Raw genomic sequence first — 13,778 nt, forward strand, 5'->3', positions numbered from 1 at the left:
TGGGATGAGTGGTGCGGGTGTCGCCGTCCGTCAGGCGGCTGCGCGGCAGACGGAAAAGAGGGAGCCTGCCAGGTCCGGGTACTCCAGCCCGAGCCGGTACAGGCCTTCCAGCTGAGGCGCTCCGAGGAGGCCGCTGGCGTGCATGGCATTGAGCTGGAAGTCGGCGAAGGGCTTGAGCATCAGCCCCCCCGAATGCAGGCTGACGAGCCCCGCGGCCGTGATGTCCCGGTCGAGCTTGACGCGGTCGTAGGTCCGCCGGTGGCCGTGCCGCCGGTCGTTGTCGGTCATCGTGTCCAGTGTGTCGATCAGCCCCATGTGGCGGGCCATCTGCCGGGAGAGGGCGCGCTCGTTCGGCACGACGATGTAGGCCTTCCCGCGCGGCGCCAGCAGCGTGCGCACCTTGTGCAGCAGGGCCCTTGGGTCCAGCACGTGTTCCAGCACATAGCTCAGGAAGATGTGGTCGTAGGCCTGGGCCGGCTCGAATTCCTCGAAGAGCGACTGGATGAAGACCGCATTCGGGATGCCCTGGGACCGCGCCTTGTCGAGAAAGATGGATGAGCCATCCACCACGGTCAGGCTGCGGAAGTGCGGCGCAAGCAACCTCGTCATGTAACCGGCGTCGCAACCCAGCTCCAGCGCGCGGCTTTCCGGCTCGAAATGGGGCATGAAGGTGCGCAGCGCCATCGACCTGATCGCGGCGTCCTGCGGGCTGTCGGCCGTGGTGTAGGTCGCGGCCAGACTTTCCAGGAACGTCTTTTCATCCATGGGCGGCGTGTTCTCGTGAGGGAAGGGGAGTGCCCTGTGCAAGGCTCTGCTCGGTCAGCAGCTCGATCATGCTCAGGTCGAAGGTCGGAATGCCCAGGAGCGCCTGCACTTCCTGGCGCTCGGAAAAACTGTCGTCCACGAAGATCGGCCGCCCCCCGGGCGCGATGTGGGCCGACTTCCTGCCGCCGTCGGTGATGTGGATCACGGCGTCGAACAGGCCGTGCAGCCTGTGCCGCCGCAGCGTCACGCCGACGTCCGAGGCGTGCCGGGTCAGCAGTGTCACCGGCTTGCCGGCGTTGATGCACTGGAAGACCAGCTTCAGGGCATCCAGCTGCACTTCGCCGTTCAGCAGCAGCGTGTCGTCGAGGTCGATGTACAGGCGGTCGAACGCGATGGCGTGCCGGTACCGGTTGCGCAGGCTGCGATCGAGCTCCACCACTCCGGTATGGGGCAGGATGCGAAGGTCCAGCCCTTCCTGCTCCATCAGGCTGAGCAGGGGGAAGTTGACGCCCTGCACCCGGTGGGCGGCCATGGCGCCGGCGATGCGGGGCGCCACTTCCAGCAAGGTCAGCTCGCCCGCCGCCGAGCGCTTCACCTGGAAGAACCAGGCCCCCCGCATGCCCAGCCTGGTCGAGATGGCCGCGGCCATGGCGTCGATGCCGGGCAGCTCGACCGTGACGGTGCAGTTGGAGATGCCGCTGCGCACCCGGTCCCGGCGCCGGGCATGGCAAAAGAGCAGTCCTTGCCGAAGCGAGGACAGGCAATCCACCGTGTACTCCTCGCCGGGGAGGTATTCGCACACCAGCGGGTCGTGGGCGGTTCGCAGGGCGTGCGCCAGTTGCTGCGCATCGTCCGCGCGCACGGCGTTTAGCGAACCCTGGCCCCGGTCGGGCTTGACGAACACGGGAAATGCGTCGATGGCGGCAACGTCCTCGAACACCCGGGGCGTGCGGACGACCTCGGACAGGCACCGGTAGGTGGCACGCTTGGACCGCGTCGTGGCGCAGGTCGCCTCGGACGGCGCCACGACGATGGCGGGCAGTTGCCCGCGCAGCGCGGTGAGCGCCGTCAGTGCGTCGTCGTGCGCCGGAAAGAGGTAGCCGATGTCCAGCCCCGCGCAGAGCTCGGCCATGGCCGATGAGAAGGCGGGATGGCTGACGTGGGGCAGCACGTGGTAGTCGGGGTAGAGATGCCGGGCGTGGTTGGAGACGTCTTCGCCTGCCGCGAACAGGCGCACGTTGCGGCAGCCCTTGAGCGCCGCGAAGATCTCCAGGCCGATTTCCGTGCCGGCCGGGAAGATGAGGATCCTGCGTTCGTGCATTGCGCTGGGGCTGGCCATGGGGTGCTGGTGGTAGTGGGGGCGTCGACGCCTGGCGCGCGGCGCGGCCGGCCTATGCGGCTGCCGCTACCGCGCCGGCCCCCACGTCCCTGATGAGGGACGCCACCCGCTCGACCGTGCCGTCTTCCAGGGCCGGGTACATGGGCAGGCACAGGATGGAGGCGGAGGCGCGGTGCGCGTTCGGCAGGTTCTGGGCCTGGGCGGAAGGCAGCGCCTTGTACATCGGAAAGCTGCTGATGGGCGGGTGGAAGTACCGGCGCCCGTGCACCCCGTGGAGTTTCAGGTGGTCGTAGAGCGCATCGCGCGAAATGGGGTAATTCTCGTCCACGAGAATCGGGAAGTAGGCGTGGTTGTGCCGGTGGGCCTGGCTCTGGACGAGCGAAATGCCTGGAATGCCGGACAGCAGCTGCCGGTAGCGCCCGTGGATCTCGGCCCTGCGGGCGATCACCTTGTCGATGTGCTGCAGCTGCAGCAGCCCGAACGCCGCGTTGATCTCGCTCATCTTCCCGTTGATGCCCGGCGCCACCACCGTCACTTCATCGACGAAGCCGAAGTTCTTCAGATGGTCGATGCGCCGCTTGGTCCGTGCGTCGGGGCTGACGATGGCGCCGCCTTCGAAGGTATTGAAGACCTTGGTGGCGTGAAAGCTCAGCACGGACAGATCGCCATGCCGCAGCAGGCTGCCTTCCTCGTCGCAGACGCCGAAGGCATGGGCGGCGTCGTAGATCACCCGCAGGCCGTAGTTGTCGGCGATGTCCTGGATCGCGGCCACGTCGCAGGGGTGGCCATAGCAGTGCACGGGCAGGATCGCGGTGGTCTGGGGCGTGATCGCCGCCTCCACCTGGGCGGGGTCCAGGTTCAGCGTGGCGGGGTCGATGTCCACGAACACGGGCTTGATGCCGTTCCAGAGCAGCGAATGGGCCGTGGCCACGAAGCTGTAGGGTGTGGTGATGACCTCCCCCGTGATGCGCAGCGCCTGCAGCGCCGTCACCAGCGCGATGGTGCCGTTCGCGAACAGGGAGATGTGCGGCAGCCCCAGGTATTCCTGCAGGCGGGATTCAAGCTCCTGGTGGCACGGACCGTTGTTGGTGAGGATCTTGCGGTCCCAGATGTCCTTCAGGTACGGAAGGAACTCCTCCAGGGGCGGAAGATACGGCTGCGTGACATAGACCGGGCTTTCTGGCTGCCGTTCCGACATGGAGGGATCCCTTTTCTCTCTACAGACGCCGCGAGGTCGGGCCGGCAGCGCAGCGGCGGCATGGCGGTGGACTCGGAGTCCAGGGCGCAGGCGGGCGCTGCCGCCCTGCGGATCTCGCTTGGCTCCCGGACTGAACACCGGGCGCCCACTGCAGGCGCTGGCCGGCGCCACCCATGGAGCTTAAGCGCGATCCGCCCCGTTCGCTTACTTCAGCAGCGACAACACGCCCTGCGGAATCTGGTTGGCCTGGGCCACCATGGCCGTGCCGGCCTGCTGCAGGATCTGCGCGCGCGACAGGTTGGCGGTTTCCGAGGCGAAGTCCGCGTCTTGAATACGGCCGCGCGAGGCGGACATGTTTTCGGACGAGGTGTTCAGGTTGGCGATGGTGGTCTCGAAGCGAGACTGCAAGGCGCCGAAGCTGGCCCGCTGCCCGTTCACCGCCGCCAGGGCCGAGTCGATCACCTTGAGGGCGCGCGTCGCGCCTTCGGCGGTGGAGACGTCGATCGTGTTCACGGCCTTCTGGGTGGAGGCCGTGGCCGTGGCCGTCGTCATCGTGTCGCCGGTGCCGCCCACCGTGTAGCCCTTGTCGGAGCTGTATTCCACCGTGCCGCGCGAGGCCACCGTCACGCCCGTGGCGGCGGTGGTGGCGGCGGTGAACGTCAGGGTGTCCGAGCTCAGGCTGGAGGTCGCGTTCTGCGACGCCAGCGTGATGCTGCCGGCGCTGCCCGAGCCGTTGGCGATGTTGATGTCCTTGCCGCTTTCGTTGGTCAGCACCAGGCCGTCGTTGTTGCTGTTGAGCTTGGCGGTGATGCCGGTCTGCGAGGCGGAATCGTTGATGGCCTTCATGGCATCCGACAGGCCGGCCGGCGTGTTGGCCGCGCTGACGTTGAACGTCACGTTGGCCGCCGTGCTGTTGTCGCCCTTGACCGCCAGGCTGAAGGAACCGGTGCCGCCTCGGGTGCCATCACCATCGCCGGCCTGCAAAGCAAGACGATCAACGTGGCCGCCTCGGGCACCGCTGCCGACATCGCCTCGGCCGTCAATGCCGCCTCCGACACCACGGGCGTCACGGCCGTGGCCCGCAACGTCTCCGAGCTGAAGTTCGGTGCCACCGGTTCCTTCAGCCTGGCGGTCAAGGGTGACAACAGCACGGCGGCCAACGTGACGTTCAACGTCAGCGCCACCAACACGCCCGCTGGCCTGGCCGACGCGATGAAGGCCATCAACGATTCCGCCTCGCAGACCGGCATCACCGCCAAGCTCAACAGCAACAACGACGGCCTGGTGCTGACCAACGAAAGCGGCAAGGACATCAACATCGCCAACGGCTCGGGCAGCGCCGGCAGCATCACGCTGGCCTCGCAGGACGCGAGCGCCGACACGCTGACCTTCACGACGGGCACCACCGCGGCCACGGGCGTGACGGTGGCCTCGCGCGGCACCGTGGAATACAACTCCGACAAGGGCTTCACCGTGTCCGGCACCGGCGGCACCATGACCACCGCCTCGCCGACCGCGTCCACCCAGAAGGCCGTCAACACCATCGACGTCTCGACGGTCGACGGCGCCACCCGCGCCCTGAAGATCATCGACTCGGCCCTGGCGGCGGTGAACGGGCAGCGTGCCAGCTTCGGCGCCTTGCAGTCGCGCTTCGAGACCACGGTGAACAACCTGCAGAGCACGGCCGAGAACATGTCCGCCTCGCGCGGCCGTATTCAAGACGCCGACTTCGCCTCGGAAACCGCCAACCTGTCGCGCTCGCAGATCCTGCAGCAGGCCGGCACGGCGATGGTCGCCCAGGCCAACCAGCTGCCCCAGGGCGTGCTGTCCCTGCTGCGTTAATCGAAGCAGCGCCTCCAGGCGCGGCGGGCCCCGGCGGCCCGCCCGCCTGTCCGAAGCGGTGGCGATGCATTCGCCACCGCTTTGTCGCTGGCGGCGGCGCGACAGTAGCCGCCGGATTGGGTGGATTCTCCCGGTCTTATCGGCCCGATGCGGCGCCCGGCGTGCTTCCATAATCTGCGTTGATCCAAATTGATGCGCTGAGAGGAAACGGACCATGGCTAGCTTTTCATCCCTGGGAATCGGTCTCGGTGGCAACGTCGACGTCAATGGTCTGATCAAGGCATCGGTCGATGCGGTCAAGCTGCCCATCACCAAGACGGGCGGCCTGCAGCAGCAGGCGGCTCTCACTAAGGCCAAGGTGTCGGCCTTCGGGCAGTTCAAATCCATGGTGTCCACCTTGTCGGACTCCCTGGGCAAGCTCACCAGCGTCACCGGCTGGAACGGCGTGAGCGCCACGTCCTCCAAGAGCGACCAGGTCTCGGTCAGCGCCGTGGGCGGCGCCTCGCCCACGTCCTTTTCGGTGCAGGTGCAGAACCTGGCCAAGGCGCAGTCGTCCATCTCGGCCTCGCTGCAGCCCGCCAAGGAGCCGGTGGGCGCCGGCACGCTCAAGCTGGAAGTCGGCGCCTGGGCCGGCACCCCCAAGACCTTCACGGCCGGCACGGCCAAGGCGGTGAACATCGACGTGTCCGCCACCGACACCCTGGCGGACATCGCCGGCAAGATCAATGGCTCGGGCGCCAACGTGACGGCGACCATCCTCAACGACGCGAGCGGCGAGCGGCTGATGCTGCGCAGCAAGACCACGGGCGAGGCGGCCGGCTACCAGCTGTCGGTGACCGATGCCGATGGCACGCAGGGCGACAGCACCGGCCTGTCGCGGCTGGTCACGGGCTCGACCACGGAGTTCGCCCTGAACGCGAACGCCACGGTCAACGGCATCGCCGTGACTTCGGCCACCGACGTGTTCGCCGATACCGTGGCCGGCGTGACCTTCACCGCCAAGTCGACCACCACCGACCCGATCACCATCACGGTGGCCAAGGACAATTCCGCCGTGAAGGCCAACGTGCAGGCGTTCGTCACCGCGTACAACGCCCTCAACAGCGCGCTGAACGACGCCACGGCCTACGACCAGTCCACCAAGAGCGGCGCGCTGCTCCAGGGCGACTCGTCCGCCATCACGCTGCAGAACACGCTGCGCATGGCGCTGCAAAGCGTCATCGGCAATGGCGCGCTGCGCAACCTGTCGGACATCGGCGTGGTGGTCGATGGCGGGACGGGCAACACGACACCCAATGGCAGCCTGCGGCTGGACGCCACCAAGTTCGACAAGGCGATGGCCGACCCGGACGCGGTCAAGGCGTTCTTCCGCGGCCCGGACGACGGCACGCCGACCGACGGCTTCGCCGAGAAATTCAAGGGCGTGACGACCAAGCTGCTGGACAGCGGCGGCTTCTTCGCCACCAAGGCCAAGACCTATGACGACGCGCTCAAGCGCAACGCGCAGGACACCGAAACCATCACTGACCGCGCCGACCGGATGCAGAAGAACCTGACCGACCGCTACACCGCCCTGGACACCAAGATGGCCGGGCTGAACGCGCTCAACAGCTACATCAGCCAGCAGGTCACCACCTGGAACAAGTCACGCTGAAAGGCTTCAGTTTTTCGGCCGAGCGCCGATAAACGGAATAACCAGTCCAGGAAAGAAGCCCGCCATGTTCAGCGCCTCCCCCCGTGCCGCCTCCGCCTACCAGCGCATCAACGTCGAGACCAGCATGCACACCATCGACCAGCACCAGCTGGTCAGCCTGCTGTATGCCGGGGTGCTCAATTCCATCGCCACCGCCCGCGGCGCCATGGCCCGGGGCGACGTGGCCGGCAAGTGCAACGGCATCAGCCGCGCCGTGCGCATCCTGGAGGAAGGCCTGCGCACCGCGCTCGACCGGGAAGCCGGCGGCACGCTGGCCAGCAACCTGGACGCGCTGTACGACTACGCCCTGCGCCGGCTCATCCTGGCCAATGCACGCAACGACGACGCCCTGCTGGCCGAGGTGGCCCAGCTGATCGAGCCGCTGGCCCAGGGCTGGAACGAGATGAAGAAAGCCGGCCTGGCGAACGCCAAGGCCGCCAACGACCCCGCGCAGACCGTGATGGCGGAGGCCTGAGAAATGCCTGAAATGTTGATCGACTACTACAAAGCCATCGAAGACAGCAGCGCCAAGATGCTGGAAGCCGCCAAGATGAAGGACTGGGACGGCGTCGTCCGCTACGAAGGCACCTGCGCCGTGCTGATCGAGCGCCTGCGCTACGAGGCGCAGGCCCAGGAGCTGCTGCCCGAGCACCGCCGCGAAAAGACCCGCATCATGCAGCGCATCCTGCGCAACGACGCGGAGATCCGCTGCCTGGCCGAGCCCTGGCTGTCGCAGTTCGAACACCTGTTCGAACGCCAGCCGGTGGTGATGCACTGACGGCCGCCGGCGCCCACCACGCCATCGCCCCGGGGCCGACGCCCCGGCGGCAAGGAGAGCGAAAACGCCTCGCCCTGTGACAGGAGCGAGGCGTTTTGACTTTGGGGGGTGGGCGTGCGGGAAAGTCCGCCAGGCGGGCGGGTAGGCGCTGTTTCAAAGCCAAATCAGGCGCCAGCGCCCATGAATCAAGCGCGTGCAGCTATGAAAAATATAGCAAAAGGCCGTGCCGCCGCTTGGGCGGTCACACCTGCATGTTCATGATGTCGCTGTAGGCCTGCACCATGCGGTTGCGCACGTGCAGCGTGGCCTGGAATCCCACCTGCGCCTTCTGCATGGCGACCATGGTCTCTTCGATGCTCACGTTCGGGTTCTCGAACTGCACTTCCCGCTGCAGGTCGCTCGAGCGGTTCTGCGCCGCGCTCACCGACTGCAGGGCGCCCTTGAGCGCGTTCGAGAAGCCCACTTCCTGGGCGGCGCCTTCCTGCGGCGCCGTGATGCGTCGGGCCAGGCCGGTGCCGGACAGCGGGGCGGTGCCGGGAGAGATGCGGAGGTCCATGGCGGTGTGCTCGGGAAGGTGGCGGGGAGGTCGGCTCGCGGCGAAGGTGCTTTGAGAATGGGGTGATCGTAGGCGGGTGGCGCCGACCCATCGTGCGGAAATGATGGTCAAAGGCGCGCTTTATCCAGCGAACGTGGGGCAGGGGGGTGCCGAATAATCGCCACACCGCCAGAGCCCCGCCCTGGACTGACATACTGGAAAGCACGATGTCCGCAGTCGCCGAACTCCCTCAACTCCCATCCGCCGGCACCCCTTCGTGGATGCAGCGCCTGGCCGGTCTCGACCGGTCGGCACGGTTGCGCCTGGGTCTGGGGCTGGTGCTGCTCGTGGGCGGCGTGCTGGCGGCGGTGGTGTTCAGCCGCCAGCCCGACTACCGGGTGCTGTTTTCCAACCTGAGCGACAAGGACGGCGGCGCCATCGTGGCGCAGCTGTCCACCATGAACGTGCCCTACAAGTACGCCGAGGGCGGCGGCGCCATCATGATCCCGGCCGAGCGCGTGCACGACGTGCGCCTGCGCCTGGCCACCCAGGGCCTGCCCAAGGGTTCGGTCACCGGCTTCGAGCTGATGGAGACCAGCCGCTTCGGCGTGACGCAGTTCCAGGAGCGGCTGAACTTCCAGCGCGGGCTGGAGGGCGAGCTGACCCGCTCGATCCAGGCGCTGTCGTCCATCCAGAGCGCCCGCGTGCACCTGGCGCTGCCCAACCAGAACGGTTTTTTTCGCGAACAGCAAAAGCCTTCCGCCTCGGTGCTGGTGAGCCTCTACCCCGGCCGCTTCCTGGACCGCACCCAGCTCGCGGGCATCGTGCACCTGGTGTCTTCCAGCGTGCCCGAGATGGCGCCCAGCGCCGTCAGCGTGCTGGACGACAGCGGCAAGCTGCTGTCGCAGTCGCCCGATTCGGCCGCCGGCGCCGCCGTGGACGGCCAGCAACTGAGCTACGTGCAGCAGATCGAGCAGCAATACACCCGCCGCATCCTGGACATCCTGGAGCCGGTGGTGGGCAAGAACAACGTGAAGGCGCAGGTCACGGCCGACGTGGACTTCAGCCAGACCGAGTCGACCTCCGAGCAGCACCGTCCCAACCAGACGCCCGACAGCAGCGCCGTGCGCAGCCAGCAGGTGGTGGAGAGCTCCGGCCAGGCGCCGGGCTCGCAGCTGCCCACCGGCGTGCCAGGCGCCGTCACCAACCAGCCGCCCCAGGGCGCGACGGCGCCCGTCAACGGCGCCAACCCGGCGCCCGTCGCCGCAGGCCAGCAGAACGGCCAGCCGGCGCAGACCAAGCGCGAGTCGGTGACCAATTACGAAGTGGACAAGACCACCCGCGTCACGCGCGGCGGCAGCGGCGCCATCAAGCGGGTGAGCGCGGCCGTGGTCGTCAACTACCAGCCGGCCGGGGAGGGCGACGGCAAGTCGGCCCCCGGCGGCAAGGCCCTGACCCCGCAGCAGCTGGAACAGATGACTGCCCTGGTGCGCGAGACCATCGGCTTCAACAAGGAACGCGGCGACTCGGTCAACCTGATGAACACGCCCTTCCTGGTGGACGTCACGACGCCGGTGGACCTGCCGCTCTGGAAGCAGCCCGAAATGATCGAGCTGGCCCGGAGCCTGGGCTGGCCGGTGGGCATGTCGCTGTTCGCCGCGCTGATCCTGCTGGGCCTGGTGCGCCCCGCCATCAAGGGCCTGAACGCGCCGAAGGCGGCGCCCGCTCTCGCCGGCGCGCCCAGCCAGGCGGTGCAGCTGGACGCCATCGAGTCCGAGGCGCTGGAGCGCCCGGCGCTGCCCGCCCCCACGCCCGTGCCCACGCCGGCGCGCCTGGAAAACGTGCCCGCCACGCCGGAGCAGCTGCGCCTGGACGACGCCCGCGCGCTGGCCAAGGAAAATCCGGTCGCCGTGGCCAACATCATCAAAACCTGGGTCAACGGCGAATGACGCGCCGCCACCCCGAGCGAGCCCCCCATGGATGAGCAAGGACTGAACGACGCCGCGATCATGCTGATGTCGCTGGGCGAGGAAGAGGCGGCCGAGGTCTTCAAGCACCTGTCGCCCAAGGAAGTGCAGAAGCTGGGCGAAACCATCGCCCGCATGAAGTCGGTGTCGCGCGAGAAGGTGGACGCGGTCATCAACCGGTTCTCCAACGACGCGGCGGCGCAGAGCCTGCTGGTGTCGGACACCGGCAACTACGTGCGATCGGTGCTCAAGCGCGCCCTGGGCGACGACAAGGCCGCGCTGCTCATCGACCGCATCCTGCAGGGCGGCGACGTGTCGGGCATCGAAAGCCTGAAGTGGATGGACCCGCTCTCGGTGGCCGAGCTGCTGCGCAACGAACACCCGCAGATCGTCGCGGCCATCCTCGTGCACCTGGACCCGGACCAGTCCTCCGCCATCCTCATGCAGCTGAGCGACCGCCAGCGCGGCGAAGTGCTGCTGCGCATCGCCACGCTCGAGGGCATCCAGCCCACCGCGCTGAAGGACCTGAACGAAGTGCTGTTCAAGGTGCTGGCCGGCGGCGACAAGATCCGCAAGAGTTCGCTGGGCGGCGTGAAGTCGGCCGCCGAGATCATCAACCTGCTGGGCTCGGGCATGGATGCGACGGTGCTCGAGTCCATCCGCGGCTACGACCCCGACCTGGCGCAGAAGATCATGGACAAGATGTTCGTGTTCGACGACGTCATGAAGCTCGACGACCGCGCCATCCAGACCGTGCTGCGCGAAGTGGCGTCCGAGACGCTGGTGGTGGCCCTGAAGGGCGCGCAGCCCGAGCTGCGCGAGAAGTTCCTCTCGAACATGTCCTCCCGCGCCGCCGATGCGATGCGCGAAGACCTGGAATCGCGCGGCCCGATGCGGCTGTCGGAAGTCGAGGCGCAGCAGAAGGAAATCCTGAAGACGGTGCGCCGCCTGTCCGAAGAAGGCCAGATCGTGATGGGCGGCGGTGGCGATGACGCACTCATATAACCGGCACTACTCGCGCTTCATCCCGAGCGAGGAGGTCGCGGGCGCCACGCCCTGGCAGTTCGGCGCGGTGAACGCCGCCGGGCTGATCCCGCCCCCCTCGCCGGTGGACCCGGCGCAGGCCGATGCGCCGCCGCCGCCGGTCGTCATCGACGAGTCGGAGCACCTCGCCCTGCTGGAGCAGGCCTGCGCCCAGGCCCATGCCCACGGCGTGGAGCAGGGCCGCGCCGAGGCCGCGCTGGAGTGGCAGCAGCGCATGGACGACTACATCGCCGGCCAGGGCCGCGACGCCGCCGAGCGGCTGGACCAATTGGCGCGCTCAGCTCTGGCCGGCCTCGACGGCTTGCAGCAGGGCATGGCGCAGGAGTTGCTGGCGCTGGCCTGCGACCTGGCCCGCCAAGTGGTGCGCCGCGAGCTGGCCACCGACCGCGAGGCCGTGCTGCCCGTGGTGCGCGAGGCCCTCGGCCTCCTGGTGGGCGAAGGCCGGCCGGCCACGGTGCGCCTGAGCCCGCAGGACTGGGCGCTGCTGGAGCAACCGCTGCGCGAGGAATTCGCCGGCGCCAAGGTGCACTGGGTGGCCGATGCGAACGTGCAGCCGGGCGACTGCCTGGTGGAGTCGGCCGGCACCGTGGTCGATGGCTCGCTGGGCCGGCGCTGGCAGCGGGCCGTCGCCGCGCTGGGCCTGGATTCGGCCTGGCAAGCCCCGGCAGCGGACGCGTCCGACGACACCGCCACCCCTGGAGCGCGCGATGCCGCATGACGCCGCCGCCTGGACACGCTTCATGGCCGATGCCCGCGCCCGCGTGGCCGTCCCCGCGCCGCTGGAAAGCCGCGGCACCCTGACCCGGCTGACCGGCCTGGTGCTGGAGGCCGCCGGCATCCGCGTGCCGGTGGGCTCGCAGTGCCTGGTGCAGATGCCGTCCCACGCCCCGGTGCTGGCCGAGGTGGTGGGTTTTTCCGCGGACAAGGCCTTCCTCATGCCGGCGGGCGACATCCATGGCCTGTCGAGCGGTGCCAGCGTGACGCCCGCCACGCCCTTCGTGCCGGCGCCGCGCCTGGGCGCGCCGGAGGGCGACACTTCAGACACCGCGACGCCCGCGAGCGGCGTCGGCATGCTGCGACTGCCCATGGGCGACGGCCTGCTGGGCCGCGTGATCGATTCGCAGGGCATCCCGCTGGACCATGCCGGGCCGCTCACGGCCGTCACGTCCGAGCCGATGGACCGCCGGCCCATCAATGCCATGGACCGCGACCCGGTGCGCGAGACGCTGGACACCGGCGTGCGCGCCATCAACACGTTGCTGACGGTGGGGCGCGGCCAGCGGCTGGGCCTTTTCGCCGGCTCCGGCGTGGGGAAAAGCGTGCTGCTGGGCATGATGGCCCGCTACACCCAGGCCGACGTGATCGTGGTGGGACTGATCGGCGAGCGCGGCCGCGAGGTCAAGGAATTCGTCGAGGACATCCTGGGCGCCGGCGACCGCAGCCGCGCCGTGGTGGTGGCCGCGCCCGCCGATGCGCCGCCGCTGTTGCGCATGCAGGGCGCGGCCTATGCCACCGCCATCGCCGAGCACTTCCGCGACAAGGGCCAGCACGTGCTGCTGCTGATGGATTCGCTCACCCGCTACGCCATGGCCCAGCGCGAGATCGCGCTCGCCATCGGCGAGCCGCCGGCCACCAAGGGCTACCCGCCCAGCTGCTTCGCCAAGCTGCCGGCGCTGGTCGAGCGCAGCGGCAACGGCCTGCACGGCGTGGGCTCCATCACCGCGTTCTACACCGTGCTGTCCGAGGGCGACGACCAGCAGGACCCGATCGCCGACTCGGCCCGCGCCATCCTGGACGGCCACATCGTGCTGTCGCGCGCGCTGGCCGAAACCGGCCACTTCCCGGCCATCGACATCGAGCAGTCGGCCTCGCGCGTCATGCACAACGTGGTCTCTCGCGAGCACTTCGACATGGCGCGCCGCTTTCGCGCCGTGTATTCGCGCTACCAGAAGAGCCGCGACCTGATCCAGGTGGGCGCCTACATGAGCGGCTCCGACCCGCAGCTCGACGAAGCCATCCGCCTGCAGCCGGCCATGGCCGACTTCCTGCAGCAGGACATGTTCGAGGCGGCGTCGCTGGACCAGAGCCTGACGGCCATGGCCGGCGTGCTGGGCCAGTGAGAGCTCAACCACCACCGCCCGGATCATCCCGATGTCGTCCCTCAAGGCCTTCCAGATCGCAGTCGAGATGGCCGAGCGCCAGCGCGACGCCGCCCGCCAGGCGGTGCAGGACGTGGAGCGCGCCCGCCACGCAGCCCGGCAGCAGCTCGACCAGCTGGAAGGCTATGCCGCCGAGACCCAGGGCCGCTGGGGCTTCAGCGCGGACGCCGCCATCAAGCCGGAAGTGATGTACCACCACTACCAGTTCATGGACCGGCTGTCGCACGCCATCGGCATGCAGGGCGGGGTGATCGAGGGCCACGCCGGCCGCGCCCAGGCCGCCGCCCAGGCGCTGCTGCAGGCCGAACTGCGGCTCGCGAGCCTGAAGAAGGTGCTGGAGAAGCGCCAGCGCGACATCGATCTGGTGCAGGCGCGGCGCGAGCAGAAGGAAACCGACGAGCGGGCTGCGATCCAGTCCGCGCGTGCCGAAAACCGCCCCTCGGGGCAGGAGTCTTGAC

14 protein-coding genes are annotated in these 13,778 nt (G+C 68.6%); 9 read left to right on the plus strand and 5 right to left on the minus strand.

Annotated features, from left to right (window positions below; all coding sequences use genetic code 11):
• Positions 1 to 30: 30 nt before the first annotated feature.
• The 4 genes from ABWV53_RS17245 to ABWV53_RS17260 all read right to left on the minus strand — a co-directional run bounded on the left by ABWV53_RS17245 (position 31) and on the right by ABWV53_RS17260 (position 4,286).
• The gene (locus tag ABWV53_RS17245) at positions 31 to 765 is read right to left on the minus strand and encodes a class I SAM-dependent methyltransferase (protein WP_353367377.1); all 735 of its coding nucleotides are present in this window, start codon (positions 763 to 765) and stop codon (positions 31 to 33) included.
• Positions 758 to 2,104 carry an ATP-grasp domain-containing protein gene (locus tag ABWV53_RS17250; RefSeq protein ID WP_353367378.1) on the minus strand — a complete coding sequence of 449 codons (1,347 nt, stop codon included), beginning with the start codon at positions 2,102 to 2,104 and terminating at the stop codon, positions 758 to 760. The genes ABWV53_RS17245 and ABWV53_RS17250 overlap by 8 nt, the downstream gene beginning before the upstream one ends.
• Before the next feature lie 52 nt (positions 2,105 to 2,156).
• Positions 2,157 to 3,302 (minus strand): DegT/DnrJ/EryC1/StrS family aminotransferase, encoded by a 1,146-nt coding sequence (locus ABWV53_RS17255; RefSeq protein ID WP_353367379.1) that lies wholly within the window; start codon positions 3,300 to 3,302, stop codon positions 2,157 to 2,159.
• 204 nt (positions 3,303 to 3,506) lie between these two features.
• Positions 3,507 to 4,286 carry a flagellin gene (locus ABWV53_RS17260; protein ID WP_353367380.1) on the minus strand — a complete coding sequence of 260 codons (780 nt, stop codon included), beginning with the start codon at positions 4,284 to 4,286 and terminating at the stop codon, positions 3,507 to 3,509.
• A gap of 15 nt (positions 4,287 to 4,301) precedes the next feature.
• On the opposite strand from ABWV53_RS17260, the gene ABWV53_RS17265 reads away from it, so the two are divergent.
• From ABWV53_RS17265 to ABWV53_RS17280, 4 genes are all read left to right on the plus strand, one after another.
• The gene (locus tag ABWV53_RS17265; RefSeq protein ID WP_353367381.1) at positions 4,302 to 5,144 is read left to right on the plus strand and encodes a flagellin; all 843 of its coding nucleotides are present in this window, start codon (positions 4,302 to 4,304) and stop codon (positions 5,142 to 5,144) included.
• A 214-nt stretch (positions 5,145 to 5,358) separates the two neighbouring features.
• Positions 5,359 to 6,798, plus strand: coding sequence for a flagellar filament capping protein FliD (gene fliD, locus ABWV53_RS17270; RefSeq protein WP_353367382.1), 1,440 nt, complete (start codon positions 5,359 to 5,361; stop codon positions 6,796 to 6,798).
• A 64-nt stretch (positions 6,799 to 6,862) separates the two neighbouring features.
• Positions 6,863 to 7,312: a flagellar export chaperone FliS gene (fliS, locus tag ABWV53_RS17275; protein WP_353367383.1), complete on the plus strand. Its 450-nt coding sequence runs from the start codon at positions 6,863 to 6,865 to the stop codon at positions 7,310 to 7,312.
• A gap of 3 nt (positions 7,313 to 7,315) precedes the next feature.
• Positions 7,316 to 7,615 (plus strand): flagellar protein FliT, encoded by a 300-nt coding sequence (locus ABWV53_RS17280; RefSeq protein ID WP_353367384.1) that lies wholly within the window; start codon positions 7,316 to 7,318, stop codon positions 7,613 to 7,615.
• Positions 7,616 to 7,856: 241 nt separating this feature from the next.
• On the opposite strand, the gene fliE is transcribed toward ABWV53_RS17280, so the two are convergent.
• Positions 7,857 to 8,171 (minus strand): flagellar hook-basal body complex protein FliE, encoded by a 315-nt coding sequence (gene fliE / locus ABWV53_RS17285; protein ID WP_353367385.1) that lies wholly within the window; start codon positions 8,169 to 8,171, stop codon positions 7,857 to 7,859.
• A 206-nt stretch (positions 8,172 to 8,377) separates the two neighbouring features.
• Between fliE and fliF the strand changes: the two genes are divergently transcribed.
• Genes fliF through ABWV53_RS17310 form a run of 5 tightly spaced genes read left to right on the plus strand, consistent with a single transcriptional unit; the run spans position 8,378 to position 13,777 of the window.
• The gene (gene fliF / locus ABWV53_RS17290; RefSeq protein ID WP_353367386.1) at positions 8,378 to 10,099 is read left to right on the plus strand and encodes a flagellar basal-body MS-ring/collar protein FliF; all 1,722 of its coding nucleotides are present in this window, start codon (positions 8,378 to 8,380) and stop codon (positions 10,097 to 10,099) included.
• A 27-nt stretch (positions 10,100 to 10,126) separates the two neighbouring features.
• The gene (fliG, locus tag ABWV53_RS17295; protein ID WP_353367387.1) at positions 10,127 to 11,122 is read left to right on the plus strand and encodes a flagellar motor switch protein FliG; all 996 of its coding nucleotides are present in this window, start codon (positions 10,127 to 10,129) and stop codon (positions 11,120 to 11,122) included.
• On the plus strand, positions 11,106 to 11,879 hold the full coding sequence (locus ABWV53_RS17300) for a FliH/SctL family protein (RefSeq protein ID WP_353367388.1): 774 nt from the start codon (positions 11,106 to 11,108) through the stop codon (positions 11,877 to 11,879). Before fliG ends, ABWV53_RS17300 begins: the two co-directional genes overlap by 17 nt.
• The gene (gene fliI, locus ABWV53_RS17305) at positions 11,869 to 13,281 is read left to right on the plus strand and encodes a flagellar protein export ATPase FliI (protein WP_353367389.1); all 1,413 of its coding nucleotides are present in this window, start codon (positions 11,869 to 11,871) and stop codon (positions 13,279 to 13,281) included. The genes ABWV53_RS17300 and fliI overlap by 11 nt, the downstream gene beginning before the upstream one ends.
• A 31-nt stretch (positions 13,282 to 13,312) precedes the next feature.
• Complete coding sequence (locus tag ABWV53_RS17310; RefSeq protein ID WP_353367390.1) at positions 13,313 to 13,777, plus strand: flagellar export protein FliJ; 465 nt, start codon at positions 13,313 to 13,315, stop codon at positions 13,775 to 13,777.
• The last annotated feature ends 1 nt before the right edge of the window (position 13,778 follow it).

It is taken from the genome of Acidovorax sp. FG27 (genome assembly GCF_040365715.1).
GTDB lineage: Bacteria > Pseudomonadota > Gammaproteobacteria > Burkholderiales > Burkholderiaceae_C > Paracidovorax.